General features: G+C 70.7%; 20 protein-coding genes and 1 pseudogene. 13 read left to right on the forward strand and 8 right to left on the reverse strand.

Annotation, left to right across the window (positions count from 1 at the left end; genetic code table 11):
• Nucleotides 1-1,608 (reverse strand): carboxyl transferase domain-containing protein, encoded by a 1,608-nt coding sequence (locus OHB49_RS27070; protein ID WP_329163645.1) that lies wholly within the window; start codon nucleotides 1,606-1,608, stop codon nucleotides 1-3.
• A gap of 109 nt (nucleotides 1,609-1,717) precedes the next feature.
• Between OHB49_RS27070 and OHB49_RS27075 the strand changes: the two genes are divergently transcribed.
• From OHB49_RS27075 to OHB49_RS27095, 5 genes and pseudogenes are all read left to right on the forward strand, one after another.
• Nucleotides 1,718-2,320, forward strand: a complete 603-nt coding sequence (locus OHB49_RS27075) for an SACE_7040 family transcriptional regulator (RefSeq protein WP_030970852.1) — start codon at nucleotides 1,718-1,720, stop codon at nucleotides 2,318-2,320.
• 606 nt (nucleotides 2,321-2,926) lie between these two features.
• Nucleotides 2,927-3,274, forward strand: a complete 348-nt coding sequence (locus tag OHB49_RS27080; protein WP_329163650.1) for a hypothetical protein — start codon at nucleotides 2,927-2,929, stop codon at nucleotides 3,272-3,274.
• 228 nt (nucleotides 3,275-3,502) lie between these two features.
• A complete protein-coding gene (locus tag OHB49_RS27085) occupies nucleotides 3,503-4,450 on the forward strand; it encodes a hypothetical protein (RefSeq protein ID WP_030970848.1) in 948 nt (315 codons plus the stop codon).
• Nucleotides 4,451-4,513: 63 nt separating this feature from the next.
• Nucleotides 4,514-4,774, forward strand: a pseudogene (locus OHB49_RS27090) (GNAT family N-acetyltransferase); the annotation flags it as partial.
• 149 nt (nucleotides 4,775-4,923) lie between these two features.
• The gene (locus OHB49_RS27095) at nucleotides 4,924-5,703 is read left to right on the forward strand and encodes a phosphatase (RefSeq protein WP_329163653.1); all 780 of its coding nucleotides are present in this window, start codon (nucleotides 4,924-4,926) and stop codon (nucleotides 5,701-5,703) included.
• A gap of 13 nt (nucleotides 5,704-5,716) precedes the next feature.
• Here OHB49_RS27095 and OHB49_RS27100 read toward each other — a convergent pair whose 3' ends face one another.
• The 4 genes from OHB49_RS27100 to OHB49_RS27115 form a co-directional block, all read right to left on the reverse strand.
• Nucleotides 5,717-6,709 (reverse strand): cation diffusion facilitator family transporter, encoded by a 993-nt coding sequence (locus OHB49_RS27100; protein WP_329163655.1) that lies wholly within the window; start codon nucleotides 6,707-6,709, stop codon nucleotides 5,717-5,719.
• Between the two features lie 38 nt (nucleotides 6,710-6,747).
• Entirely contained in the window at nucleotides 6,748-7,623 is an 876-nt protein-coding gene (gene tesB / locus OHB49_RS27105; protein WP_030970840.1) for an acyl-CoA thioesterase II, read from the reverse strand.
• Nucleotides 7,624-7,642: 19 nt separating this feature from the next.
• Nucleotides 7,643-8,800 (reverse strand): acyl-CoA dehydrogenase family protein, encoded by a 1,158-nt coding sequence (locus OHB49_RS27110; protein WP_030970839.1) that lies wholly within the window; start codon nucleotides 8,798-8,800, stop codon nucleotides 7,643-7,645.
• A gap of 280 nt (nucleotides 8,801-9,080) precedes the next feature.
• On the reverse strand, nucleotides 9,081-10,565 hold the full coding sequence (locus tag OHB49_RS27115) for a PucR family transcriptional regulator (RefSeq protein WP_329163658.1): 1,485 nt from the start codon (nucleotides 10,563-10,565) through the stop codon (nucleotides 9,081-9,083).
• 133 nt (nucleotides 10,566-10,698) lie between these two features.
• On the opposite strand from OHB49_RS27115, the gene OHB49_RS27120 reads away from it, so the two are divergent.
• The 5 genes from OHB49_RS27120 to OHB49_RS27140 all read left to right on the forward strand — a co-directional run bounded on the left by OHB49_RS27120 (nucleotide 10,699) and on the right by OHB49_RS27140 (nucleotide 20,051).
• Nucleotides 10,699-12,165, forward strand: coding sequence for a sodium:solute symporter (locus OHB49_RS27120; protein WP_030970836.1), 1,467 nt, complete (start codon nucleotides 10,699-10,701; stop codon nucleotides 12,163-12,165).
• 178 nt (nucleotides 12,166-12,343) lie between these two features.
• Entirely contained in the window at nucleotides 12,344-13,321 is a 978-nt protein-coding gene (gene speB / locus OHB49_RS27125) for an agmatinase (RefSeq protein ID WP_329163659.1), read from the forward strand.
• Nucleotides 13,318-15,003 (forward strand): thiamine pyrophosphate-binding protein, encoded by a 1,686-nt coding sequence (locus OHB49_RS27130; RefSeq protein ID WP_329163660.1) that lies wholly within the window; start codon nucleotides 13,318-13,320, stop codon nucleotides 15,001-15,003. Before speB ends, OHB49_RS27130 begins: the two co-directional genes overlap by 4 nt.
• A gap of 228 nt (nucleotides 15,004-15,231) precedes the next feature.
• The gene (locus tag OHB49_RS27135; protein ID WP_329163662.1) at nucleotides 15,232-16,197 is read left to right on the forward strand and encodes a serine hydrolase; all 966 of its coding nucleotides are present in this window, start codon (nucleotides 15,232-15,234) and stop codon (nucleotides 16,195-16,197) included.
• A 113-nt stretch (nucleotides 16,198-16,310) separates the two neighbouring features.
• Nucleotides 16,311-20,051 carry an ABC transporter ATP-binding protein gene (locus OHB49_RS27140; protein ID WP_329163663.1) on the forward strand — a complete coding sequence of 1,247 codons (3,741 nt, stop codon included), beginning with the start codon at nucleotides 16,311-16,313 and terminating at the stop codon, nucleotides 20,049-20,051.
• An 8-nt stretch (nucleotides 20,052-20,059) separates the two neighbouring features.
• Here the strand turns inward: OHB49_RS27140 and OHB49_RS27145 are convergent, their stop codons facing one another.
• Nucleotides 20,060-20,545, reverse strand: coding sequence for a hypothetical protein (locus OHB49_RS27145; RefSeq protein ID WP_329163665.1), 486 nt, complete (start codon nucleotides 20,543-20,545; stop codon nucleotides 20,060-20,062).
• A gap of 177 nt (nucleotides 20,546-20,722) precedes the next feature.
• Here OHB49_RS27145 and OHB49_RS27150 point away from each other — a divergent pair, with 177 nt between their 5' ends.
• Both OHB49_RS27150 and OHB49_RS27155 read left to right on the forward strand, forming a co-directional pair.
• The gene (locus tag OHB49_RS27150) at nucleotides 20,723-21,163 is read left to right on the forward strand and encodes a hypothetical protein (RefSeq protein WP_443079567.1); all 441 of its coding nucleotides are present in this window, start codon (nucleotides 20,723-20,725) and stop codon (nucleotides 21,161-21,163) included.
• Nucleotides 21,164-21,258: 95 nt separating this feature from the next.
• Nucleotides 21,259-22,749 carry a S28 family serine protease gene (locus OHB49_RS27155; protein WP_329163667.1) on the forward strand — a complete coding sequence of 497 codons (1,491 nt, stop codon included), beginning with the start codon at nucleotides 21,259-21,261 and terminating at the stop codon, nucleotides 22,747-22,749.
• Between the two features lie 74 nt (nucleotides 22,750-22,823).
• Here the strand turns inward: OHB49_RS27155 and OHB49_RS27160 are convergent, their stop codons facing one another.
• Both OHB49_RS27160 and OHB49_RS27165 read right to left on the reverse strand, forming a co-directional pair.
• Nucleotides 22,824-24,653: a glycoside hydrolase family 3 protein gene (locus tag OHB49_RS27160; RefSeq protein ID WP_329163669.1), complete on the reverse strand. Its 1,830-nt coding sequence runs from the start codon at nucleotides 24,651-24,653 to the stop codon at nucleotides 22,824-22,826.
• 201 nt (nucleotides 24,654-24,854) lie between these two features.
• Nucleotides 24,855-25,763 (reverse strand): LysR family transcriptional regulator, encoded by a 909-nt coding sequence (locus OHB49_RS27165; RefSeq protein ID WP_329163670.1) that lies wholly within the window; start codon nucleotides 25,761-25,763, stop codon nucleotides 24,855-24,857.
• Between the two features lie 100 nt (nucleotides 25,764-25,863).
• Here OHB49_RS27165 and OHB49_RS27170 point away from each other — a divergent pair, with 100 nt between their 5' ends.
• Nucleotides 25,864-26,772 (forward strand): EamA family transporter, encoded by a 909-nt coding sequence (locus OHB49_RS27170; protein WP_329163672.1) that lies wholly within the window; start codon nucleotides 25,864-25,866, stop codon nucleotides 26,770-26,772.
• Nucleotides 26,773-26,774 lie beyond the last annotated feature (2 nt).

Here is a 26,774-nt window from a genome sequence, read left to right on the forward strand (position 1 = left end):
TCACATCCGGAAGACGCCGAAGCCGGGCTCACCCAGCGGGGCGTTGGCACACGCGGTCAGAGCGAGCCCCAGCACCTGCCGGGTCTCCAGGGGGTCGATCACACCGTCGTCCCAGAGCCGGGCGGTGGCGTAGTACGCATTGCCCTGCGTCTCGTACTGCTCGCGGATCGGCGCCTTGAAGGCTTCCTCGTCCTCGGCGCTCCAGTCGTCGCCCAGCTGGTCGCGCTTGACCGTCGCGAGGACGGACGCGGCCTGCTCACCGCCCATGACGGAGATCTTGGCGTTGGGCCACATCCACAGGAAGCGCGGTGAATAGGCCCGCCCGCACATGGAGTAGTTCCCGGCCCCGTACGACCCGCCGACCACGACGGTCAGCTTCGGCACGCGGGTGCAGGCGACGGCTGTGACCATCTTGGCGCCGTGCTTGGCGATGCCACCGGCCTCGTAGTCGCGCCCCACCATGAACCCGGAGATGTTCTGCAGGAAGACGAGCGGGATGCCGCGCTGGTCGCACAGCTCGATGAAGTGCGCACCCTTCTGGGCGGACTCGGAGAACAGGATGCCGTTGTTGGCGACGATGCCGACCGGATGTCCGTGGATCCGGGCGAAGCCGGTGATCAGCGTCGTCCCGTACTCCGCCTTGAACTCGGCGAACCGCGACCCGTCGACGACCCGGGCGATCACTTCCCGTACGTCGTACGGCGTCCGTGAGTCGACCGGCACGACCCCGTACAACCCGGCGGGATCGACCTTCGGCTCCTCCGCGGGCTCCACGGACCAGGGCAGAGCCGCACGCGCGGGCAGCGTCGAGACGATGTTCCGGACGATCCGCAGCGCGTGCGCGTCGTCCTCGGCGAGATGGTCGGTGACGCCCGACGTACGGGAGTGGACCTCGCCGCCGCCCAGCTCCTCCGCCGTGACCACCTCACCGGTCGCGGCCTTCACCAGCGGCGGCCCGCCGAGGAAGATCGTCCCCTGGTTCCGTACGATCACGGCCTCGTCGCTCATCGCGGGGACGTACGCCCCACCGGCCGTACAGGACCCCAGCACGGCCGCGATCTGCGGAATCCCGGCCCCTGACATCCGCGCCTGGTTGTAGAAGATCCGCCCGAAGTGCTCCCGGTCGGGAAACACCTCGTCCTGCATCGGCAGGAACGCCCCGCCCGAGTCCACCAGGTAGAGACAGGGCAGCCGGTTCTCCAGCGCCACTTCCTGGGCCCGCAGGTGCTTCTTCACCGTCATGGGGTAATACGTGCCGCCCTTGACCGTGGCGTCATTGGCGACGATCACGCACTCCCGGCCGCTGACCCGCCCGATCCCGGCGATCACTCCGGCCGCCGGAGCCGCGCCGCCGTACAGCCCCTCGGCCGCCAGTGGTGCCAGCTCAAGGAAGGGTGACCCGGGGTCCAGCAACGCGTCCACCCGGTCCCGGGGCAGCAGCTTGCCGCGCGCCACATGCCGGGCGCGGGCCTTCTCACCCCCGCCCAGCCTGGCCACGGCCAGCCGCGCCCGCAGCTCGTCGCCGAGCGTGCGATGCGCCTCCTCGTTGGCCAGCCAGCCCTGAGACGCGGGATCGGCCGCACTCGCCAGCACCGGTGCCTGCTGCATCCGTCGAGCCCCCTTGCCCGGTCGGCCGGTCCGGCCGACTCGGTTAATGAGCGTTAACACGTTTCCTTCAGGTTAACGCTCGCTAACCCGACTGTCTAGAATCGAATCCATGACCACCAGGACGGACGCCCCGACACGCCGTGAGCAGATCCTCAAGGAGGCCGCCCGCCTCTTCGCCGAGCGCGGTTTCCACGGCGTGGGCGTCGACGAAATAGGCGCTGCCGTGGGGATCAGCGGCCCCGGTCTCTACCGCCACTTCCCCGGCAAGGACGCGATGCTCGCCGAACTCCTGGTCGGCATCAGCGAGCGCCTCCTGGCCGGCGGACAGCTGCGGGTCACCGAGGACGCGACCTCCGGCGACGGCTCCCCGGAGACGCTGCTGGACGCGCTCATCGAGGGCCACATCGACTTCGCCCTCGACGACCGCCCCCTGATCACCCTGCACGACCGCGAGCTGGACCGCCTCCGGGACACCGACCGCAAGCGAGTGCGCCGGCTCCAGCGGGAGTACGTGGAACTCTGGGTCGAAGTGGTCCGCGCCCGCTACCCCCTCCTGCCCGAGAGCGAGGCCCGCGCCACCGTCCACGCGGTCTTCGGCCTGCTCAACTCGACCCCCCACCTGGGCCGCCCCGGCGCCCTCCCGGGCCGCACGGCGACGGCCGCGCTGCTGCACCGGCTGGCGCGGGGGGCGTTCGAGGCGGCTGCGTCCTAGCGAGGCCGGTTCGGTCGGCATGCCGTGCAGCAGGCCGCGCCGGTGGTGCCCGTCGGGGCGGTCTCCTGGCTCGTCGAGCGGTGTCTGCTCGCGGCCGTGGATGGGAGGGGCTCGTCGTGACCGAGGTCCCTTCTGCTGTGCCACATCAGGTAGGCGTTCCCCAGCCAGGTGGCTGCGGGCGTCGGTGTCGGCCGGAACCGGAGAGTCGCAGGTCATCCACCGTCAAGAAGACGCCAATGTCTGCGGCCACTCCTGCCATGACGCCTGTGACGCCCTCCCCGACCTGGCTCGTGGCAATCCGCACGAGGCCGGCATCGGCCACTGATGCCCTCACCGTTCTCCTTGTCCCGAGCCGGAGGACATGGAATGGAACCTGATCCACCACAGCCTGTCCAGCGTTCGAGAACTCCGGTTGCTCAAGGCCCTGCGGCACGCCCGAAAGCGACGAACCAGGCAGCGGCCGCTGCCGGGCGCCCCGCGATCCTGCAGGCGACGGTGGGTCATGCGTCCGCCGATATCGGGCAGTCCGGCGTCATGTGCACCCGTCACTCGGTCGTCGGTGCGCAGCCGACCCCCTGCGGAGCTGTCGTACGTACTCTTGGCCGCATGGGTGAGTTCTTGCCGTTCCTCGTGGTCACCGGTGCGCTCGCCGCGGTCATGGGGTTTTTTGCCTGGCTGGCATCCCTGGTCCGTCGCCGCGGACTTGCCGGCGGAGCTGTCCGCGCCGCCATGGCCTCCTACGACGAGGCATTCCGTGTGACGGCTCACGACGCGCACTACGAGATCCAGGCGCAAGCAGATCGCAAGGTGCCGATGGCGTTGCCGGGCGATCCGTGGCGGCCGATCCGTGGTGAGGGTGGTCCGGCGGGTGAGCGCGGCCCGCTGCAGCGGCGCCCTCGCCGGCTGTGGCGAGGCCTTCGCGGCAGGCTGCGTCGGTCCGGGCGCGAGGGCTGAAGTCGCGGATACCAGGTGCCCCACGTCCGGGGCGCTGAAGAGGAGATCGGCACGGTGGTCCGGTCGGACGACGCGCAGTGCAATCCCTACGTGTCCGGTTCACCTGTCGGCCGCACGGTATTTGTACGGAGGATCGTCCTGCGCGTGAGGGTCGAACCGGCTGGCCGGAGCGGAGCACTGCCCCGCAGCCCGATCGACTTCTGCTCAAACGGCTCTGCAGGGGAAACAATGCACGTACGGACCAAGATCGCTTCAGGAGTCGCGGCTTGCCTGGCCGCGGCGACGCTCACGATGGCCACCGGTTTCGAGTCCGCCGAGGCCTCGGTGCAGGCGCTGCCGAAGGCGGCTGTCTCCGCCCCGGCGACGTACTCGGCCACGCTGAAGCAGACGTTCGACGCGTTCGACGCACGGCAGGGCGTCGCCGTCGATGGCAAGTACTTCTACGCGGTCAACAACCAGACCATCACCAAGCATGACAAGGTGACCGGCAAGCCGCTGCTCCAGTTCGTCGGCGACAGCGACGGCCCGATCATCCACATGGACAGTGCCACGGTGGTCGGCCACAAGCTCTACGCGGCGACGTCGAACTACAACGTCACGCCCGAGAAGAGCTCCGTCGAGGTGTTCGACACCCGAACGATGAAGCACATCGACACCTTCAGCTTCGGCATCTACCGCGGCTCACTGACCTGGCTGGACCGCCACGACGGTGCGTGGTGGGCAGCCTTCGCCAACTACGACAAGCCGCCGGCGGGCTCGACGGAGCCGTACGGCAAGACCGACAACACCCAGATCGTCAAGCTCGACGACCACTTCCAGGTCACGGAGTCCTGGACGCTGCCGCAGGAACTCCTCGACAAGGTGCGGCCGATGAGCAATTCCGGCGGCTCGTGGGGGCCCGACGGCCGCCTGTGGATCACCGGCCACGACTACGACGAGGCCTACGTGATGGACGTCCCGTCCGAGGGCTCGGACCTGCGCTGGGTGGCCACCGTCAAGATTCCGAACGTGGAGGGCCAGGCCATCGCGTGGGACCGGTCGACCAGGTCCCCCGAACTCTGGACGATCAAGCGGTCCACCGACCAGGTGCTGGTCTTCAAGGCTCCCTACACCTCGATCCAGGACCCGCACACCCAGCAGTGGAAGGTCGTCGGCCCCGGCCACTTCGTGCAGTGACGCCGACGACGCCGCGCCGCGCTCCCCCTGCGGACGCCGGCGCGGCGTCCGTGACAGGGCCATGTGGCGGACGGTTCCGCCGAGCTCGGACACCGGATCGCCGAGAAGAGCGCCGGGCAGGGGCTGGCCACGGCCGCCGTGCGTGAGATCTGCGGCCGTGCCACCGCGGAGTACGGTCCGACCGCGCTGCGGGCCGTCACGACCCTCGACAACGCCGGGTCGCGAGCCGTGCCGGCCCGAACGGGATTCGTACCCACCGGTGAGATCCAGCTGGGCGGCCGCCCGGGCCTTCGTTTCGTACGGAATCTGCGGGAAGCCCCGGGGCCGGGAGGGCGGGCTGACCGTCCCGGCTGTAGGTGCGGCGCACGCGGCAGCCCCGCGACGCGGTGGCCCGAGTGCCCCGCAGGCGTGCCCCGACGTCCGCCGTGCAAGACGACCGGCACACTGCGCACACCTGACGGCACAATGGGTTCATGCCGATACCCAGCCGCGCCGCCCTCGTCGAACACCTCGTCCGTACGCGTATCGCCGGAGATGTCGCCACACCCCGCGACAACAACCTCTCCCACTACCGCAAGCTCGCCAACGGCGATCGCCACTACTGGCTGGGTCTGGAGCTCGGCGACCGGTGGGCCGATGAGCAGGATGTGCTCGCCGTGATGGCCGAGCGCTGTGGGGTCAGCGATGATCCGGAGCACCGGCACGGGCAGGACACCATCGATCCCGAGCTGACGGTCGACGCGCTGGAGCGGATGGCGGCCCGGCTGCGCAAGGCGGCTGCGGGCTCGGAGCGGGTGCTGTTCGCGACCGGGCATCCGGGTGGGCTGCTGGATGTGCACCGGCAGACCGCGGACGCGTTGCGGGCCGCCGGGTGCGAGATCGTGCGGATTCCGTCCGGGCTGATGGCGGACGAGGGCATGGTCTTCCAGTTCGCCGATGTGGCCGTGATGGAGCGTGGGGCGACGCTGTGGCACACGCACTCCCCGGCGCCGATGGCGGCCGTCCTGGACGGTCTGGAGCGCGAGGGACGGCCGATGCCGGATCTGGTCGTCGCCGATCACGGATGGGCGGGGTGCGCCGGGCAGCGGGGACTCGACTCGGTCGGGTACGCGGACTGCAATGACCCGGCGCTCTTCCTCGGGGAGGCGGAGGGCACCCTTCAGGTCGTCGTGCCGCTGGACGACCATGTGCTGGACCCGCGGTTCTACGACCCGATGACGGACTATCTGCTGGATGCGGCCGGGCTGATCTGAGCGCCCGTCGTCCTCAGACGCCGGGCGGGTCCGAGCCGGCGGCCCCGCGCCCCACGACCAGCCCCAGCCCCGGCGTCGGGTCCAGATACACCCGGCGGATCGCCGGATACCGCTCCTGCAGCTGCTCCTCCGCCTCCTCGCACGCCCACTCGATCTGCGCCGCGGTCGACGCGTCCCGGAAGTCGATCTTCGCGGCGACGAGGATTTCCGTCGGTCCCTGGATCAGGGTGGTGAGTTCCAGGACCTCGATGATGTGCGGCACGGAGAGAAGCTCCTCGCGGATCCCGGCCCGCATGGCCTTCGGCACCGGGCGGCCGATCAGCAATTGGGCGTTGGACCGGCCCAGCACCCAGGCCACGTACACCAGCAGTGCGCCGATCAGGAGCGACGCGACGCCGTCCCAGACGCCGGAGCCGGAGAGCTGACCGCCGAGCAGGCCGCCCGCGGCGAGGACCAGGCCGACCAGCGCCGCCGAGTCCTCCATCACGACCGCCTTGACCGCGGTGTCGGGGGTGTGGCGCAAGTAATGGGTGGCGGGCGCGCCCAGACGGGCGGCTTCGCCGCGGACCTGACGCAGGCCCGTGCGCAGGGAGAAGCCCTCCAGGAGGAACGCGATACCCAGCACGATGTACGAGACCAGCGGGTCGCCGAGCTCCTCGCCCTGGACGAGGGTGTGGATGCCGTCGTAGAAGGCGAACACCGCGCCGCCGACGAACGTGGCGACCGAGGCGAGCAGCGCCCAGATGTAGCGCTCCGGGCCGTAGCCCAGCGGGTGTTCCTCGTCGGCGGGCTTCTCACTGCGCTTGAGCGCGGTGAGCAGCAGGACCTCGGTGACCGTGTCGGCGACCGAGTGCGCCGCCTCGGAGAGCATCGCGCTCGATCCGCTGATCAGCCCCGCGATAGCCTTCGCCACGGCGATACCCAGGTTGGCGACGGCCGCGACGACGACCGTGAACGTGGACTCCCCACCAGGCGCGCTGTTGTCGGTGCTGTTCTCGGCGCTCATGGTGGGGAGTATCCATGACGGGGCGGGCCGCGGCCCGTTCAGTCCCGCGGGACCCGGACCACGCCCTCCTGGATGACGGTGATCGCCAGCCGGCCGTCCTGCGTGTAGATACGGGCCTGGCCGAGTCCGCGCCCGCCGGACGCGGACGGCGACTCCTGGTCGTACAGCAGCCATTCGTCGGCCCGGAACGGCCGGTGGAACCACATTGCGTGGTCCAGGCTCGCGCCGACCACGTCGCCGACCGCCCAGCCGCCGCGCCCGTGCGCGAGCAGCACCGAGTCGAGCAGCGTCATGTCGGAGACGTAGGTGGCCATGCAGACGTGCAGCAGCGGGTCGTCCGCGAGCTTGCCGTTGGTGCGGAACCACACCTGGGAGCGGGGCTCCTGCGGGGTGCCGACGTTGGCGAACGGCGGGGCGCCGACATAGCGCAGGTCGACGGCGGCCCGTGCCTCCAGCAGCCGGTCCATGACACCCGGGTCGGTGAACACGTCCGCGTACCGCGGGAGCATCTGTTCCGCCGTGGGCAGCGTCTCCGGGTCGGGAGCGGGCGGCATGTCCGCCTGGTGCTCCAGGCCCTCCTCGTACGTCTGGAAGGACGCCGAGAGATGGAAGATCGGCTGCCCGTGCTGGACGGCCACCACCCGGCGGGTGGTGAAGGAGCGGCCGTCGCGGATCCGGTCGACGCTGTAGACGATCGGCGCGCCCGGGTCGCCCATCCGCAGGAAGTAGGAGTGCAAGGAGTGGGCCGTGCGTTCCGCGGGGACGGTGCGGCCCGCGGCAACGAGTGCCTGAGCCGCGACCTGGCCGCCGAAGACCCGGGGCACGACCGCCGAACGGCTCGTACCCCGGAAGATGTCCCGCTCGATCTGCTCGAGGTCGAGCAGATCGAGCAGGGATTCAAGTGCTGCGCTCATGGAGAAGAACGTAACCGCTCTACAGGCCCATGGACTTGGCGATGATCGACTTCATGACCTCGCTGGTGCCGCCGTAGATGCGGTTGACGCGGTTGTCCGCGTACAGGCGGGCGATCGGGTACTCGTTCATGTAGCCGTAGCCGCCGTGCAGCTGGAGGCAGCGGTCGATGACGCGGTGCGCGACCTCGGTGCAGAACAGCTTGGCGGAGGCGGCCTCGGCGGGCGTGAGCTCTCCCGCGTCCAGGGCCTCCAGGGCGCGGTCGGCGACGGCCTCGGCGGCGTCCACCTCGGCCTGGCAGGCGGCCAGCTCGAACTTGGTGTTCTGGAACGAGGCGACCGGCTTGCCGAAGACCGTGCGCTCCTGCACGTACTGCTGGGCGAACCGGACGGCGGCCTTGGCCTGCGCGTACGCGCCGAAGGCGATGCCCCAGCGCTCGGACGGGAGGTTCTGGCCGAGGTAGTAGAAGCCCTTGTTCTCCTCGCCGAGGAGGTCCTCGACGGGCACCTTCACGTCGACGAACGCCAGCTCGGCGGTGTCGGAGGTGCGCAGTCCGAGCTTGTCGAGCTTGCGGCCGATGGAGTAGCCCTCGGACTTGGTGTCCACGGCGAAGAGGGAGATACCGAAGCGGCGGTCGTCCTCGCGCGGGGCGGAGGTGCGGGCGCACACGATCACGCGGTCGGCGTGCACGCCACCGGTGATGAAGGTCTTGGCGCCGTTGAGGACGTAGTGCGTGCCGTCCTCCGAGAGCTTGGCGGTGGTCTTCATGCCCGCGACGTCGGAGCCGGTGCCCGGCTCGGTCATCGCCAGCGCCCACATCTCCTCGCCGGTGACGAACTTCGTCAGGTAGCGCTTCATCTGCTCGTCGGAGGCGAGCATCTTGATGTACGGCAGTGCGAGCAGCACGTGCACGCCGGAGCCGCCGAAGGAGACGCCCGCGCGCGCGGTCTCCTCGTAGAGCACGGCCTCGAACTTGTGCGTGTCCAGCCCCGCGCCGCCGAACTCCTCGGGCACGTTGATGCCGAATATGCCCAGCTCGCCGAGCTTGTCGTAGAAGTCGCGCGGTGCCTGGCCCGCGGCGAACCACTCGTCGTAGACGGGCGCGACCTCGGCCTCGATGAAGGCGCGGATGGTCTCCCGGAACGCCTCGTGGTCCTCGTTGAATACCGTACGGCGCACGGGGGTGCCTCCTCTGTCAGCTTCGGTCAGCGGTGAGTGAGCTTCGGCCAGGGCTGGCTAAGCGCTTGCTCAGTTCTGGTCAAAAGTTACCCGGCGGTCACCGGGGCTGTCCAGAGTTGGCCGACGGTGGTCGCCCACATCACAGCCGACGCTCACCGCCGGACCGGCCGGCCCCGATCACCGCCGGTCCGGCCGGCCCCGATCACCGCCGGTCCGGCCGGCCCCGATCACCGCCGGTCCGGCCGGCCCCGACCGCGCCGCAGGACCGGTCGGCGCGGCCTCACTGCTGCCGCAGCGCGAACCAGAGCTCCGTCCGTACGTCCATGTCGTCCAGGTCCGCGTCCAGCAGCGTCGCGCAGCGGGCGATGCGCTGGCGGACCGTGTTGCGGTGGACCTGGAGGGCCGTGGCCGTGCGGTCCCAGCTGCCGTGGAGGCTCAGCCAGCAGCGGAGCGTCTCCGCGAGCGTGGGGGTGAGCGGAGCGAGCAGGGCGCGGGCGTGCGCCTCCGCCTCGGCGCGCGGGACGAGGGCGGCAAGGCCCCGGCCGGTGTCGATGTGGTGGTGGGCCAGCGGGGTACGGGTGGCCACGGCGCGGCCCAGCGCGCGGGCCGCCTGGCCGTCGGCGAGGTCCAGTGCGGTGATGGGGGCCGGGGCGGAGGTGCCGAGTGTCCAGCCGGGCTGCGGGGTGACCCGGTCGCCGCCCGGGACCAGGACCTTGACCGCGTCGCCACCCCGGCTCGCGTCGACCAGGGCCGACCCGAGGGCGGCGCCCAGCGCTCCGGCGGTGAGCGGGTCCACCGGGCCGCCACCGCTGCGGCGTGCGTGCACCACCGTCCAGAGTTCGGCGCCGCCGAGCAGCGGGGCGACGGCCACCGGGTCCGCGCCGAGCAGCAGCCGCACGAGCGCCGCCGACCGGCCCGCGGCATCGGCGCCCTGGTGCGGGGCGGCCAGGAGGGAGAGGAGGACGACCGCGATGCCGGTGACCGTGTGGTCGCCCGCCTCGCGCCGGCCCGTCGCCAGCGCCAGGACGAGCCCCTGCCCGCCGCCGAGCGCGTACGCGAAGAGATGCGTGTCGCCGAGGGTGTCGGTCGCGGACGTCGGGGCCGGGGAGGCGGGGGCGGCGTCGGGGGAGACCACGCGGGCCAGCCGGGCCAGGGCCGCCCGTACCTCGGGGGCCGGGCGGCGGCCCGCCGCGTGCAGTTCTTCGCCGGACGCGGAGAGCAGCATCGCCCGGCCCGCCAGCTGTGCGGCCAACTGGTGCAGCACCGCGGGCACCGGGTCCGGCCGGGCCGCCGCCGTCGCCAGCGCCTGCTGGGCGCGCGTCACCCGGCGCAGCTCCCGGTGCCGGGCCTCCGCCATCAGCCGCCACACCGCCCGCGCGATCGCCGTGAACGGCGTCGCGGGCGGCACCTCGACCAGCGGCAGCCCGTGCCGGTCGCACGCCTCGATCAGCGCCTGCGGCACCGCGTCGTGCACCGGGGTGACCCCGAAGCCGAGCGCCGCCGCCCCCGCCTCCACCAGCCGGGCGACATACGTGTCCGGCTCCTTGAGCAGCACCCCGGCGCTCAGCAGCAGCTCACCGCCGAGCAGATACGGGTACGGGTCGGCCATCTCCGAGGTGTGCACCCACAGCAGGTCGACGTGGGCCGGGCCCGCGATCAGGCGCAGCCCGAGGTCCTCGCGGGCGAGCAGTTCGGCCAGCGGGATCGGCGGGGTGGGCGGAGCCGACCCGGAGGGGACAGAGGGCCCGGTGGGAGTGTCCGGCATGGACGGTCCATCCATTGGCTACGGCGAGATTGGATAAAACGTACACTTCAGCGCCGCCTGCGGGCCACCTACCGTCTTCACGAACCACACAACCCCGCAATGACCCGCAACGTGACTGAGACGGAGGAAGCCCATGGCTGTCGACTACGCGGTGATCGTCGTCTATCTGGCGGGCATGCTCGCCATGGGCTGGTGGGGCATGCGCCGCGCCAAGTCCAAGAGCGAATTCCTGGTGGCGGGCCGCCGCCTCGGCCCCTGGATGTACTCCGGGACCATGGCCGCGATCGTCCTCGGCGGCGCCTCCACCATCGGTGGCGTCGGCCTCGGCTACCAGTACGGGCTCTCCGGCGCCTGGATGGTCTTCACCATCGGCCTCGGGCTGCTCGCCCTGTCCATCTTCTTCTCGGCGCGCATCGCCCGGCTGAAGGTCTACACCGTCTCCGAGATGCTCGACCTGCGCTACGGCGGCCGGGCCGGCCTCATCTCCGGCGTCGTCATGTGGGCGTACACGCTGATGCTCGCGGTCACCTCGACCATCGCGTACGCCACCATCTTCGACGTCCTCTTCGACATGAACCGGACCGTCGCGATCATCCTCGGCGGCGCCATCGTCGTCGCGTACTCGACGCTCGGCGGCATGTGGTCGATCACGCTCACGGACATGGTGCAGTTCGTCGTCAAGACGATCGGTGTGCTGCTCCTGCTCCTGCCGATCGCGGTCATCAAGGCCGGCGGCTTCAGCGAGATGAAGGCGAAGCTGCCCACCGAGTACTTCGACCCGCTGGGCATCGGCGGCGAGACGATCTTCACCTACGTGCTGATCTACACCTTCGGCATGCTGATCGGTCAGGACATCTGGCAGCGTGTGTTCACCGCACGCACCGACCGGACCGCGCGCTGGGGCGGCACCGTCGCCGGTACGTACTGCCTGGTCTACGCGCTCGCCGGAGCCGTCATCGGCACCGCGGCCAAGGTCATGTACCCGAAGCTGCCCAGCGCGGACTCCGCCTTCGCGACCATCGTCAAGGACGAACTGCCGGTGGGTGTGCGAGGGCTGGTGCTGGCCGCCGCACTCGCCGCGGTGATGTCGACGTCGTCCGGTGCGCTGATCGCCTGCGCCACCGTCGCCAACAACGACATCTGGTCGAAGCTGCGAGGCGTGGTCTCGCGCGGCCGGGGCGACGAACACGACGAGGTGAAGGGCAACCGGGTCTTCATCCTCATCATGGGTGTGGCCGTCATCGTCATCGCCATCGCGCTCAATAATGTGGTGGAAGCGCTGACTGTCGCGTACAACCTGCTCGTCGGCGGTCTGCTGGTGCCGATCCTCGGCGGTCTGCTGTGGCGCCGGGGCACGGCGGCCGGTGCGCTGGCCGCGGTGGCGGTGGGCGGCGTCGCCGTGATCGGCCTGATGGCGACGTACGGAATCCTCGCCAACGAGCCGGTCTACTACGGGCTGCTGGCCTCGCTCGCGGTGTACGTGATCGTCTCCTTGGCGACGAAGCCGACCGATGCGGCGGTGCTGATCGCCTGGCGCGAGCGGCTGGCGGGGAAGGGTGCCGACTCGGACGAGACGGCCCCGGAATCCGTGACCGTCTGACCACTTGTCCTCAACGCCCCCCATCGCCTCAACGGCTTGGGAGGTGCCCCATCGACGGGCTCGATCCTGGCCCTGTCGTCCTCAATCGCCGGGCAGGCAATCCGAGCCCGTCCGGCGATTGGGGACGCAACCCGTTGTACCCGCACCACCCCGCGTCATCAGAAGAAAGGCACTCCCCATGAGCAGCAACGAAACGCCGCGCGGCCCCATCGACTCCTCCCGCGTCCCGCGGTACGCCGGGCCAGCGACGTTCGCGCGGCTGCCCCGCCTCGACGAGGTCGGCACCGCCGATGTCGCCGTCGTCGGCGTGCCCTTCGACACGGGTGTCTCGTACCGCCCCGGCGCCCGCTTCGGCGGCAACGCCATCCGTGAGGCGTCGCGCCTGCTGCGCCCGTACAACCCGGCACAGGACGCCTCGCCGTTCGCCCTCGCGCAGGTCGCCGACGCCGGTGACATCGCCGCCAACCCGTTCAACATCAACGAGGCCGTCGAGACGATCGAGGCCGCGGCCGACGATCTGCTCGGTACCGGCGCCCGCTTGATGACGCTCGGCGGCGACCACACCATCGCGCTGCCCCTCCTGCGCTCCGTCGCGAAGAAGCACGGCCCCGTAGCCCTGCTCCACTTCGACGCCCACCTCGACACGTGGGACACCTACTTCGGCGCCGAGTACACCCACGGCACGCCGTTCCGCCGGGCCGTCGAGGAGGGCATCCTCGACACCTCCGCGCTCTCCCACGTCGGCACGCGCGGTCCGCTGTACGGCAAGCAGGACCTCGACGACGACGCCAAGATGGGCTTCGGCATCGTCACCTCCGCCGACGTCATGCGCCGCGGTGTCGACGAGATCGCCGACCAGCTGCGCCAGCGCATCGGCGACCGCCCGCTGTACATCTCCATCGACATCGACGTCCTGGACCCGGCGCACGCGCCCGGCACCGGCACCCCCGAGGCCGGCGGTCTCACCTCCCGCGAGCTCCTCGAGATCGTCCGCGGCCTGTCCTCCTGCAACCTGGTCTCCGCCGACCTGGTCGAGGTCGCCCCCGCGTACGACCACGCGGAGATCACCTCCGTCGCCGCCTCCCACACGGCGTACGAACTCACGACGATCATGTCCCGCCAGATCGCGGCGGCGAAGGGGGCCGAGGGCAAGTGACCCACGACCACCACGACGAGCGCCCGCAGCTCACCCCCGAGCAGATCGCGGCCGCGCTGAACCCGTCGGCCGGGCGCAACGGCGGCGACCTCGTCGTCGAGACCCTCCAGGGCCTCGGCGCGACCACCGTCTTCGGCCTGCCCGGCCAGCACGCGCTCGGCATGTTCGACGCGCTGCGACGCTCGTCCCTCTTGTACGTCGGCCTGCGTGTCGAGAACAACGCGGGCTTCGCCGCCGACGCGTACGGCCGGATCACCGGGGAAGTCGCCCCTCTGCTGCTCTCCACCGGCCCGGGGGCCCTCACCTCCCTCGCCGCGCTCCAGGAGGCGGCGGCCGCCTCGGCGCCCGTGCTGGCCATCTCCAGCCAGATCCCGACCGCGGGCCTGGGCGGCGGTCGCCACGGCTATCTGCATGAACTCCGGGACCAGAAGGCGTCGTTCCGAGACGTCGTGAAGTCCGTCCACACGGTCCGTACTGCGTCGCAGATCCCGTCCGCGATCGCCGCCGCCTGGGAGTCCGCGCTGACGGCCCCGCACGGCCCGGTCTGGATCGAGATCCCGCAGGACGTGCTCCTCGCCGAGACCACCCTGCCGGCGGTCACCGCGATGGACGCCACACCACGGCCGCTGCACGCCCGCCCCGAACTGACCGCCGTGGCGGCCCACCTGCTGGCGAACGCCGAACGGCCGGCGATCATCGCGGGCGGCGGGGTCGTACGCTCCGACGCGTCCGGCAAGCTGCTCGCCCTCGCGGAGAAGATCGACGCCCCGGTCGTCACCACGTTCGGCGGCAAGGGCGCCTTTCCCTGGGAGCACCCGCTCTCGCTCCAGTCCTGGCTGGAGGACCGTCACACGACGGACTTCCTCGAAGCGGCGGACGTCCTGCTGGTCATCGGCTCCGGACTGGGCGAACTCTCCTCGAACTACCACACGTTCAGCCCGCGCGGCCGGGTCATCCAGATCGAGGCGGACGCCGGGAAGCTGGAGTCCAACCACCCCGCGCTCGGCATCCACGCCGACGCCCGCGAGGCCCTTGCCGACCTCCTCGAAGCGGTCGACCGCCGCGAGGACCCGTCGGCCGCGGACCGCGTCCGTACGGTGCTCGAAGCGGTACGCGAACGGATCGCCGGCCAGGACCTCACCCTGGAACAGCAGCTCATCGCCTCGGTGCGCGAAGCGCTGCCCGACACGTCCCCGAGCTTCTGGGACATGACGATCCTCGCCTACTGGGCCTGGTCCGCCTTCGACGCCCGCCACCCCAACACCATGCACTCGGCGCAGGGCGCGGGCGGTCTCGGCTACGGCTTCCCGGCCGCGCTCGGCGCGGCGGCGGCCGACCGCACGAAGCCGGTCCTGGCGGTCTCCGGCGACGGCGGCGCGATGTACTCGATCGCGGAGCTGGCCACGGCCCGTCAGTACGACCTTCCGGTCACCTGGTTGATCATCGATGACGGCGGCTACGGCATCCTGCGCGAGTACATGACGGGCGCGTTCGGCGAGGCCACGGCGACGGAACTGTCCCGCCCGGACTTCGTCGCCCTCGCCGAGTCGTTCGGCGTACCGGCGGTCCGCACGACCCCGGAGACGCTCGCCGACGACCTGACGAAGTCCTTCGCGGAGCCCGGCCCTTCGGTGGTCGTGCTCCCGGCGCTGCTGAGGATGTTCGAGCCGACACATCTGTAGGCTGCGGCTCCACCGAGGTTCCGGGGCGCGGACTCGGAACCTCCCCTCGTCCGCGAGGTCTTCACCGACCTCGCGGACGAGTCGGTCGCTCGCCCCGAAGCCGGTGTCCCCTCGTCACAACCCGGCATTCCGGGCCGGGAGCGTACAACTTTTCGGCCGTTCAGGAGTCTTCTGTGTGCCAGGTGTGCAGGGGGCGCACCACGCAGACCACTCAGGGGGAGACGTCTCATGACGGACCGGCCTCGTATCCACCGCCGCGCACACACCGCGCTCGCCGTCACGCTCGCCGCAGGCGTGCTCGCACCCGTGGCCCTCGCCGCCACGCCGGCCGCGGCCGCGACACCGACGGTGAGCTGTACCTCCGGCAAGGCGGGGCTCGCCGCCAAGCTGTCGAAGGACATCACCGCCGCACTCAAGGGGCGCTCGTCGACCACGGCGATCGCGCTCTACGACCGGACCACCAAGACGTCGTGCACGATGCGGTCCACGAGCAAGTACGACTCCGCGAGCGTCGTGAAGGCGACCGTCCTCGCGACGCTGCTCTGGGACAACAAGAAGCACAACCGCTACCTCACGCAGCGTGAGGTCAACCTCGCCACCGCCATGATCACCAAGTCCGACAACGACGCGACCACCAGCCTGTGGAAGCAGCTCGGCGTGACCAAGGTGAAGGCGTTCCTGAAGGCCGCGGGGATGACGCACACCGTGCCCGGCTCCGGCGGCTACTGGGGACTGACCCAGATCACCGCGCAGGACGAGCTGCGACTGCTGTCCCTGCTGACCGCGAAGAACTCCGTGCTCAGTGACAACTCGCGCGCGTACGAGCTCGGCCTGATGCACAAGGTCATCTCCTCGCAGCGGTGGGGGACGCCCGCCGGTGCCCCGTCCGGGGTGACCGTCCAGGTCAAGAACGGCTGGCTGCCGCGCGCCACGCACGGCTGGCGGGTGCACAGCATCGGCGCGTTCACCGGGAAGGGGCACGACTACGGGATCACCGTGCTCACCCAGGACAACAAGACGATGAACGACGGCATCAACACCATCCAGGCGGTCGCCCGGGCCATCCACAAGGACCTGAACCCGGCCGCCACCGCGCAGACGACGATCGCCCCGCCCGCGAAGCCGCAGGAAGCGGTTCCGGCGGTGCCCGGTGCTTCCGCGGTGCCGATGGTGACGGCCACACCGCAGTCGTAGTTCCTCGCGGGTCCCGGCCTGGGCCGAACGGACCATCTTCGTAACGGCGGGATGAAATCCGCAGCTGACCGCGTTGGTGCCTTCCGGTAGATCAGGTCGAACGGGAGGCACCGGTGACGGACGCAGGCACGGACGCGGAGCGGCAGGGCTGGGCTCGGCGGCTGGGCGGCTACGCATGGCGCTACCGGCGCAATGTGCTGCTGGCACTCGGCTCGTCGCTCGCCGGGATGGCCGTGCTGGCGCTCGTCCCGCTGATCACCAAGGTGATCATCGACGATGTCGTCGGCAACCACACCCGCTCCCTCGGAGTCTGGACCGGCCTCCTGATCGCCGCGGCCCTGCTGGTGTACATATCGACGTACATCCGCCGCTACTACGGCGGCAGGCTCGCCCTCGACGTCCAGCACGATCTGCGTACCGAGATGTACGGGACGCTCACCCGGCTCGACGGGAAGCGGCAGGACGAGCTGTCCACCGGGCAGGTCGTCGGGCGCGCCACCAGTGACCTTCAGCTGATCCAGGGGCTTCTGTTCATGCTCCCGATGACCATCGGGAACGTGCTGCTCTTCCTCATCTCCCTGGTGATCATGGCGTGGCTCTCGCCGCTGCTGACCCTGGTCGCGATCGCCGTCGCCCCCGCCCTATGGTTCATCGCCCGTCGCTCCCGCTCCCGGCTCTTCCCCGCCACCTGGTACGCCCAGGGCCAGGCCGCCGCAGTCGCCGGAGTGGTCGACGGGGCGGTCTCCGGGGTCCGGGTCGTCAAGGGGTTCGGGCAGGAGGAGCAGGAGACCGGCAAGCTGCGCGAGGTGGGGCGGAAGCTGTTCGCCGGGCGGCTGCGCACCATCCGGCTGAACGCCAGGTACACCCCCGCTCTCCAGGCCGTCCCCGCGCTCGGCCAGGTCGCGATGCTGGCGCTCGGCGGCTGGCTCGCCACCCGGGGCGAGATCACGCTCGGCACGTTCGTGGCGTTCTCCACCTATCTCGCCCAGCTCGTCGGTCCGGTCCGGATGCTCGCCATGGTGCTCACCGTCGGGCAGCAGGCCCGCGCCGGTGTGGAGCGCGTACTCGAACTGATCGACACCGAGCCCACCATGAAGGACGGCACGGTGGAGCTCCCGGCGGACGCCCCCGCGCGCGTCGAGTTCGACGACGTGCGGTTCGGCTATGACCCCGAGCGGCCGGTCCTCGACGGGTTCTCGCTGACCATCGAGCCCGGTGAGACCGTCGCCGTCGTCGGTGCCTCCGGCAGCGGGAAGTCCACCGTCTCCCTGCTGCTGCCCCGCTTCTACGACGTGTCGCACGGCGCCGTCCTGGTCGGCGGCCACGACGTCCGCGAACTCACCCAGGACTCGCTGCGGGCCGCCATCGGCCTCGTACCGGAGGACAGCTTCCTCTTCTCCGACACGATCCGCGCCAACATCGCGTACGGACATCCGGACGCCACCCAGGACCAGATCGAGCAGGCCGCCCGCGCCGCCCAGGCGGACCGTTTCATCGCCGATCTGCCCCTCGGCTACGACACCAAGGTCGGCGAGCACGGCCTGACCCTCTCCGGCGGCCAGCGCCAGCGTGTCGCGCTCGCCCGTGCCATCCTCACCGACCCCCGGCTGCTTCTCCTCGACGACGCCACCTCCGCCGTCGACGCCCGCGTCGAGCACGAGATCCACGAGGCCCTGGCGCAAGTGATGGCGGGCCGCACGACCCTGCTGATCGCCCACCGCCGCTCCACCCTCGGCCTCGCCGACCGGATCGCCGTCCTGGAGGAGGGCCGGCTCGCCGACATCGGTACGCACGAGGAGCTGGAGCGCCGCTCCTCGCTCTACCGGCGTCTGCTCACCGACCCGGACGAGCTGGGCGGCACCTCACCGGGCCACCAGCCGGTCCTGGCCGACACGGCCGCCGAGGACGACCGGGCGCTCCAGGAGGAGCTGGAAGCCGACTTCGACGCCGAGCGCGGCATCAGCCCCGGGCTGTGGGTCCGCAAGGAGGAGCCCCGCGACACCGGCGCCGCCGGCATGCCCGCCACCCCCGAGCTGCTCGCCCAGGTCGAGGCGCTGCCCCCGGCCACCGACATCCCGGACATCGACGAGGCGCGCGCCGTGCGCCCCGAGGAGTCGTACGGGCTGCGCCGGCTGCTGCACGGCTTCGGCCTGCCGCTGCTGGTGAGCCTGATGCTCGTCGCCGTCGACGCGGGCATGAGCCTGCTCCTGCCGGTGCTGATCCGGCACGGCATCGACCAGGGCGTCACGCAGATGGCCATCGGCGCGGTCTGGGCAGCCTCCGCGATCGCCCTGCTCGTCGTACTGGCGCAGTGGGCCGCGCAGATCGGCGAGACCAGGATGACGGGTCGCACCGGCGAACGGGTGCTCTACTCACTGCGACTGAAGATCTTCGCGCAGCTCCAGCGGCTCGGCCTCGACTACTACGAGCGCGAGCTGACCGGCCGCATCATGACCCGGATGACGACGGACATCGACGCGCTGTCCACGTTCCTGCAGACCGGTCTGGTCACGGCCTTCGTCTCCGTCGTCACGTTCTTCGGCATCATGGTCGCGCTGCTCGTCCTCGACGTCCAGCTCGCACTCGTCGTCTTCGCGACGCTGCCGGTGCTGGTCATCGGTACGTTCTTCTTCCGCCGCAAGAGCGTCAAGGCGTACGAACTGGCCCGTGAGCGGATCAGCGTCGTCAACGCCGACCTCCAGGAGTCCGTCTCCGGGCTCCGGATCGTGCAGGCGTTCCGCCGCGAGCGGGACGGCGCCGAGCGGTTCGCCGACCGCAGCGACCACTACCGCGAGGCCCGGGTGCGCGGCCAGTGGCTGATCTCGGTCTACTTCCCGTTCGTGCAGCTGCTGTCGTCGGTGGCCGCGGCCGCCGTACTGATCGTGGGTGCGGGCCGGGTCGACAACGGCACACTCACCACCGGTGCGCTCGTCGCTTATCTGCTCTACATCGACCTGTTCTTCGCGCCCGTGCAGCAGCTCTCCCAGGTCTTCGACGGCTACCAGCAGGCCACCGTCTCGCTCGGCCGCATCCAGGAGCTCCTCCGGGAGCCGACCTCCACCGCCGACTCCGTGGAGCCGCTGGACGTGCTGTCGTTGCGCGGCGAGATCGCGTTCGAGGACGTGTCCTTCGCGTACGGCGCCGACGACGAGGAGGAAGAGGCCCTCACCGGCATCGACCTGCGGATCCCGGCCGGCCAGACCGTCGCGTTCGTCGGCGAGACCGGCGCCGGGAAGTCCACCCTCGTCAAGCTCGTCGCCAGGTTCTACGACCCGACGGGCGGCCGCGTCACGGCGGACGGCACCGATCTGCGCCGCCTCGACCTCACGGCGTACCGGCACCGGCTCGGCGTCGTACCGCAGGAGGCCTACCTCTTCGCGGGTACGGTCCGTGACGCCATCGCCTACGGGCGGCCGGACGCCACCGACGCACAGGTGGAGGCAGCGGCCCGGGCGGTCGGTGCCCACGACATGATCGCCACGCTGGACGGCGGCTATCTGCACGAGGTCGCCGAGCGGGGCCGTAACCTCTCGGCCGGCCAGCGCCAGCTGATCGCACTCGCCCGCGCCGAACTGGTCGATCCGGACATCCTGCTGCTCGACGAGGCGACCGCCTCCCTGGACCTCGCCAGCGAGGCGCTGGTCAACCAGGCGACCGACCGGCTCACCGGCCGCCGCACCACCCTCGTCGTCGCCCACCGGCTGACCACGGCCGCCCGCGCCGACCGGGTCGTGGTGATGGACCACGGCCGGGTCGTCGAGGACGGCACGCATGACGAACTCCTCGCCGAGGAAGGGTATTACGCCGTGCTGTGGCGGACCTTCATCGGGGAGGACGAGCCCGCGGGGGTCTGAAGCAGGTCTCAGCGGATGCCGGAGATCTTGCCGGTCCGCAGGTCCGACTGAACCGTCAGATAGGTGTACGTGGGGTGCTTGCCGCCGCTCCAGGTGAGCCGCACCTTCGACCAGGTGTGACCGGCGCCGCTGTCGCCCGCGGTGACCTTGAAGGCGAGCGGGGTGTTCTGGGCGCGCAGGACACCGTCCGCATGGTTGCGCGACTCCCAGGTGCGCAGCTGCGAGCGGAGCGCGGGCGTGAGGTAGAACGCCCGGAGCGCGGTCGTGAGCGTGCCCCCGCCCCCGGTGCCTGCGGCGTCGATGTAGGCGCCGTAGAAGTGGGCGACCTGCTGGTAGGCCGGGGCCGAGGCGGCGCTGCCTACCGTCGCCGGGGCCGCGGGGCCCCGCGGTGCTGCTGCGGCGGCCGGGACCACAGCAGCAGCGGCGAGCAGAGCGGTGATGAGAAGGGTGCGGCCTGCGGTGTGGCGGCCGGGCGCGTTGCGGAGGTGGATCACGGCAGTTCCTTCCTTTCGTGTGGCTCTGCCCCGTTGGACACGTGTTGTGGTGATTCGGTTGCGTCGGATGCGTAGCCCGCCGGGTGCAACCTCCGGACGGCCTCTCGCGTCGTACGCATGTACGCGTATGTGGCACGTTTGGCGAGAGTGTTCGATGAAGCGGATGGGGTAGCTGGGGTGACGGGTCTGCTGGGGATCAGAGGAATCGGAAGGACGGCAAGGGGGAGCGGCGGCGGGGGTCGGCAGGCGCTGGTCCAGCTGCTCGTCCTGGCGCTGGTGAGTGCCGTCGGGCTGGTGCTCGGCGGTACCGGAGCGAGCAGCGCCGAAGCCGTGTCGGCGTGTGTCGGACGGCCCGCGAAGACGGTGAAGTTCGCGACCGGCGAGCTGCGGGTCTACAGGAGCCGCGCGTACGCCTGCGCGGTCACCGTCGCCAAGAACCCGGGCAAGCGCCGCCAGATGTCCGTCCAGCTGCAGGCACGCGGTGCCCGGCCCGTCGGAGACAGCGGCAGATACACCACGCGGGCGGGCCCGGTGACGGTGCCCGCGCTGCACCGGTGCATACGGGCCACGGGCTCGATCTCCGGGACATCGGGCTCCACGGGCTGGATCCTCTGCTGACGCCGCCCGACTGAAGCCGGGACAACAGGGTCTGGCGGGCCGGGTGTTGCCCCCGCTAGGTTCACGACGAATGTTGTGAATCAAGGGGAGGGTGTATGCGCAAGGCGCTCAGAGGTTTTCTGTCGCTGGCGGTGCTCATAGGCACCGTGACCGCGACGGGTGCCTCGGTCGGTGCGGCCACCGCCGCTGAACCGGCCGCGTTGGACTCCGTCCAGGCCGCTGCGGGCAGTGACAGCGGTACGAGCACGGACATCAAGGACCGCATCCTGGCCATCCCGGGGATGAGTCTGATCGAGGAGAAGCCGTACGCGGGCTACCGCTACTTCGTCCTCAACTACACCCAGCCGATCGACCACCGCCACCCGTCCAAGGGCACGTTCCAGCAGCGGATCACCCTGCTGCACAAGGACACGTCCCGTCCGACGGTCTTCTACACCAGCGGCTACAACGTCTCCACGAACCCCAGCCGCTCCGAGCCGACCCGGATCATCGACGGCAACCAGGTCTCGCTGGAGTATCGCTTCTTCACCCCGTCCCGCCCGGCACCCGCCGACTGGTCGAAGCTCGACATCTGGCAGGCCGCCAGCGACCAGCACCGCGTCTTCACCGCGCTGAAGCAGATCTACTCCAAGAACTGGCTGACCACCGGTGGTTCGAAGGGCGGCATGACCGCCACGTACTTCGAGCGCTTCTACCCCAAGGACATGGACGGCGTCGTCGCGTACGTCGCGCCGAACGACGTGGTCAACAAGGAGGACTCGGCGTACGACCGGTTCTTCCGGAACGTCGGCACCGAGGAGTGCCGCGACCGGCTGAACGATGTGCAGCGTGAGGCGCTGATCCGTCGGGAGCCGCTGGAGAAGAAGTACAAGGAGTACGCCGCCGAGAACGGCTACACCTTCAACACCGTCGGCTCGCTCGACAAGGCGTACGAAGCCGTCGTCATGGACTACGTCTGGGCGTTCTGGCAGTACAGCCTGCTCGCCGACTGCGATGCCATCCCGGCCGACGCCAAGACCGCTCCCGACCAGGCGATCTGGGACTCGATCGACGGCATCTCCGGCTTCTCCTTCTACACGGACCAGGGCCTGAACACGTACACGCCGTACTACTACCAGGCGGGCACGCAGCTCGGCTCGCCGGACATCAAGCAGCCCTGGCTGGGCAACCTCAGCCGGTACGGGTACCAGCCGCCGCGCAACTTCGTGCCGCGCTCCATCCCGATGAAGTTCCAGCCGTCGGTGATGCGTGACGTCGACAGCTGGGTGAAGCACCACGCCCACCACATGCTGTACGTGTACGGCGAGAACGACCCGTGGGGCGCGGAGCGCTTCCGCCTCGGTGCGGGCGCCCGTGACAGCTACGTCTACACGGTGGCGGGCGGCAACCACGGCTCCAACGTGGCCGGTCTCGCCGCCGACGAGAAGGCGAACGCCACCGCGGCCATTCTGCGCTGGGCGGGCGTCGCCCCGGCCGCCGTGCAGTCGGACCCGGCGAAGGCGAAGCCGCTCGCTCCGTACGACGCGCGCCTCGACAAGAAGGAAGTGACGAGCGAGCGCAGGCAGGGCTCCGCGCTGCGGCCGTAACAGGCAGGCACGGCGTGATGGGTGCCGGGCCCGAACCGTGAGGTTCGGACCCGGCACGCGCGCAGCCCCTCCGGTCAGTACGTGAGCCCGTAGCCGACCGGGTACAGCACCTGCGTCGGGTCGCCCGCCCGCTGCACCGGTACCGGCAGCCTGCCCTGCGGCTCGGCGCGGCCCGCGATCACCCGGGCGGCCGCCCGCAGTTCGACGTCGGTCCAGGAGTAGGCGGCCAGACTCGCCGCGTGCGCCGGCAACTGGGCGATGTCGTACGGGTTTCGGATCGCGAGCGTGATCACCGGGACGCCGGTCGCCACGAGGGCGCCGACCAGGGTGCGCTGCGAACTGGTCGCCGAGACGTTGTACGTCCCCACGATCACCGCGTCCTTGCCCCGCGCCGCCGCCACCGCCTCGGCGATCTTCGCCTGGGTGGGTGCGGTGCCGGTGGACAGCGCGGTCGCCGCGTAACCCAGTTCGCCGAAGGCGGTGGCCAGGGTGGTGGTCGGCGGCCCCGTGGTGCCGGACGGGGAGGCCGGATCGGCGCCGACCACCAGAAGGTTCTTGTGGGATCGGCGGGACAGCGGCAGCACCGCACCGTCGTTGGTGAGCAGGGTGGTGGTGTGCTCGGCGATCCGGTCGGCGGCGGCGAGGTGCGCCCGGGTACCGACGGCACGATCCACGCCCCGGTGGGTGACGAAGGGGTCGTCGAACAGCCCCAGCTTCATCTTCAGCCGCAGGATGCGCAGGATCGATTCCTCGATCCGGGCCTCACTGATCTCGCCGCTCTTCACGGCCGCAAGGAGCGCGTTCCAGGAGACATCGAGGTTCGGCGGGTTCAGCAGCTGGTCCACGCCCGCCTGCAGGGCCAGGACGGGCACGCGCTCGTCGCCGTACTTCGTCCGCACGCCCTCCATGCCGAGCGAGTCCGTGACCACGACACCGTCGTAACCGAGCTCCTCGCGCAGGATACCGGTGAGGATCGGCCGGGACAGCGTGGCCGGGTCCTCGGCCGGGTCGAGAGCGGGGACGACGATGTGCGCGGTCATGATCGCGTCGATGCCGGCGGCGATCGCGGCCCGGAACGGCGGGGAGTCCAGCTCGGCCCACTGCTCGCGGGTGTGGTGGATGTACGGCAGACCGGTGTGGCTGTCGGTGTTCGTGTCACCGTGGCCGGGGAAGTGCTTGGCCGTCGAGGCGATCCCGGCGCTCTGATAACCCTTCACCTGGGCGGCGACCATCGCGGCCACGGCCTGCGGATCGGCGCCGAAGGAGCGTACGCCGATGACCGGGTTGGCCGGGTTGACGTTGACATCGGCGTCCGGGGCGTAGTTCTGGTTGATGCCGATCGCGGCCAGCTCGGTGCCTGCGATCTGCCCGGCCCGGCGGGCGTCGGAGGACGAACCGCCCGCACCCAGCGCCATCGCGCCCGGCATCAGTGTGGCGGGTTCGCCGACGCGGCAGACGATGCCGTGCTCCTGGTCGGTGGAGATGAGCAGCGGCAGGGGAGTGGGACCGGCGAGACCGGCGCGCTGGATGCCGTTGGAGAGATCGGCGATCTGGTGCGGGTCGCGGGTGTTGTGCGCCCAGGCGAAGTAGATGATGCCGCCGACGTGGTACTTGGCGATCAACTCGGCGGCGGTACGGACCCCGATCTCGGCCAGGTTGGCGTCGATGTCGGCCTGGTCGGGTTCGGTGGCGGAGTGCCCGTACACCCGCATCACGAAGAGCTGGCCGACCTTCTCCTCCAGGCTCATCCGGGAGATGAGCTGCTTGAGGCGCTTGGTGGCGGAGGCGGAGGAGGAAGCGGAGGCTGCGGCGGCCCCGGGAGCGGAGACCGCGCCGGTCGCGGCCGCTGCGACAGTCGCGGCGGTGGCGGTGAGGAGGGTGCGTCTGGAGGTGCGGTGGTGCACGTGAGCTCCTTCGGCCGTTCTCGGTGACGAGGGGGTGGTGAAAGAAACTTCCAATGGTCACGGATATCCAGAAAGTAACTACCGGTCAAGGGGACAGCCCAAACTGAGCCCATCCGGCGAACGAGGACGGACGCGGGCGCATCCCGCACACCCCGTTCCCCTTGCGCCCCTTTCCCCTGAACCCCCGCACAGGCCCCGCCCCTACGCCAGCCCCACCCTCGCTCCCCGCCCCTGAAGGGCCGTCACCGCCGCCGTGATCGCCGGTCGCCGAGCCGCCTCCGTACGCCACACCGCGTACAGCCTCCGCACCGGCACGGGATCGAGACGCACCGCCACCACCCCGGCCGGCAGCGGCCCGCGCCCCAGCCGCGGGATCATCGCGACGCCGAGACCGGCGGCGAGCAGCGCCAACTGGGTGTGGTTCTCCTCCGCCTGGTGCCGGATGTCCGGCTCGTAACCCGCCGCCCGCAGCGTCCGTACGAGCCAGTCGTGGCAGACCGTCCCCGGTGGCTGGCAGATCCACCGCTCCTTCGCCAGCTCCTCGCGCCGCACGTCGTCCCGCCCGGCGAGCCGGTGGCCCTCGGGCACCAGCAGATCGCACCGGTCGTCGCCGATCACCGCCTGCGCCACACCCTCCGGGGCAGGCAGCGGGGCGATGTCCCAGTCGTGCGCGACCGCCAGGTCGATCACGCCCTTGGTCACCAGATCGACGGACAGATGCGGATCGACCTCGGTCAGCCGGACGTCCAGGGCCGGGTGGTCCTGCTCCAGCTCGGCCAGCACAGCGGGCAGCAGACCACGCGCCGCGGAGGCGAAGGCGCCGATCGACAGCCGCCCGGTGGGCAGCCCGCGACGCTCCTCCAGCGTCGTCTCGGCACGCTCGACGATCGCCAGCAACTGCTGGGCAGTGGCGGCGAGATGGAGCGCCTCCTCGGTGAGCGCGACACCGCGACCGCGCCGTTCCAGCAGTGTGGTGCGGGTCTCCCGCTCCAGCTTGGTGATCTGCTGGGAGACCGCCGACGGGGTGTAGCCGAGAGCTGCCGCGGCGCCCGCGACGGAGCCGTGGACGGAGATGGCGTGCAGGGCGCGCAGTCGGGACAGATCGAGCACCGGAACCCCCCGGACCTTGCCGATTCATTAGCGAAGCTCAATTCCACCATGAAGAAGTCCGCGCTGGTGCTACATGGTCCGGGCAGGTGATCCTCGGTCCATGCGTCCCCTTCACATAGCCCTGGCCGCCCTGGTGGCTGCCGTCTGGGGTGTCAACTTCGTCGTCATCGAGGTCGGTCTCGGCCACTTCCCGCCGCTGCTCTTCTCCGCTCTGCGGTTCCTGGTCGCTGCCCTGCCCGCGGTGTTCTTCGTCGGACGCCCCAAGGTCGCCGTGAAGTGGATCGTGGGCGTCGGACTCGTCCTCGGAGTGGCGAAGTTCGGGCTGCTCTTCATCGGCATGGACCGGGGGATGCCCGCCGGACTCTCTTCCCTGGTGCTTCAGGTCCAGGCGGTCTTCACGGCCCTGTTCGCGGCGCCGGCACTCGGTGAACGACCGGGCAGGGTAAGGGTGCTGGGTATGGCGGTGGCGCTCGCGGGCATCGGGGTGGCGGCGGTCGACGAGGGTGCGAGCGGCCCCGTGCTCGCCTTCGTCCTGGTGATCGCGGCGGCGGCCTGCTGGGGCGTGTCCAACGTCCTGACCCGCAAGGCCGCCCCGCCGGACTCCCTCAACTTCATGGTGTGGGTCTCGACCGTGCCGGTACTGCCGCTGCTCGGTCTCTCCCTCCTCTTCGAAGGCTGGGACCGCGACGCCGACGCGCTCGCCGCGCTGGACTGGAGCGGCGTCGGCATCATCGTGTACGTCGCCTGGATCACGACGGTCTTCGGCTTCGGGGCGTGGGGCTTCCTGCTACGTCACCACCCGGCGTCGTCCGTGGCGCCGTTCACCCTGCTCGTCCCGGTGTTCGGGATGTCATCGGCGGCGCTGCTGCTCGACGAGTCGGTGAGCCCACTGCGGTGGTGTGCGGCGGCGCTGCTGGTGGGCGGGGTGGCGCTGACATCTCTGGCGGGGGCTCGCCGGCCGCGTCCCGCGACGACGGAGACCGCGGAACCGCAGCCGGCGGGTGCCTGAAC

Source organism: Streptomyces sp. NBC_01717 (assembly GCF_036248255.1).
Taxonomy (GTDB): Bacteria; Actinomycetota; Actinomycetes; order Streptomycetales; family Streptomycetaceae; genus Streptomyces.

Bases quoted from the DNA above. Each gene is read 5' to 3' on its own strand.
- OHB49_RS27085 (WP_030970848.1), top strand. From the start codon at position 3,503: ATGCACGTACGGACCAAGATCGCTTCAGGAGTCGCGGCTTGCCTGGCC.
- speB (WP_329163659.1), top strand. From the start codon at position 12,344: ATGAGCAGCAACGAAACGCCGCGCGGCCCCATCGACTCCTCCCGCGTC.
- OHB49_RS27080 (WP_329163650.1), top strand. From the start codon at position 2,927: ATGGGTGAGTTCTTGCCGTTCCTCGTGGTCACCGGTGCGCTCGCCGCG.
- OHB49_RS27170 (WP_329163672.1), top strand. From the start codon at position 25,864: ATGCGTCCCCTTCACATAGCCCTGGCCGCCCTGGTGGCTGCCGTCTGG.
- tesB (WP_030970840.1), bottom strand. From the start codon at position 7,623: ATGAGCGCAGCACTTGAATCCCTGCTCGATCTGCTCGACCTCGAGCAG.
- OHB49_RS27120 (WP_030970836.1), top strand. From the start codon at position 10,699: ATGGCTGTCGACTACGCGGTGATCGTCGTCTATCTGGCGGGCATGCTC.
- OHB49_RS27100 (WP_329163655.1), bottom strand. From the start codon at position 6,709: ATGAGCGCCGAGAACAGCACCGACAACAGCGCGCCTGGTGGGGAGTCC.
- OHB49_RS27070 (WP_329163645.1), bottom strand. From the start codon at position 1,608: ATGCAGCAGGCACCGGTGCTGGCGAGTGCGGCCGATCCCGCGTCTCAG.
- OHB49_RS27095 (WP_329163653.1), top strand. From the start codon at position 4,924: ATGCCGATACCCAGCCGCGCCGCCCTCGTCGAACACCTCGTCCGTACG.
- OHB49_RS27075 (WP_030970852.1), top strand. From the start codon at position 1,718: ATGACCACCAGGACGGACGCCCCGACACGCCGTGAGCAGATCCTCAAG.
- OHB49_RS27135 (WP_329163662.1), top strand. From the start codon at position 15,232: ATGACGGACCGGCCTCGTATCCACCGCCGCGCACACACCGCGCTCGCC.
- OHB49_RS27115 (WP_329163658.1), bottom strand. From the start codon at position 10,565: ATGCCGGACACTCCCACCGGGCCCTCTGTCCCCTCCGGGTCGGCTCCG.
- OHB49_RS27155 (WP_329163667.1), top strand. From the start codon at position 21,259: ATGCGCAAGGCGCTCAGAGGTTTTCTGTCGCTGGCGGTGCTCATAGGC.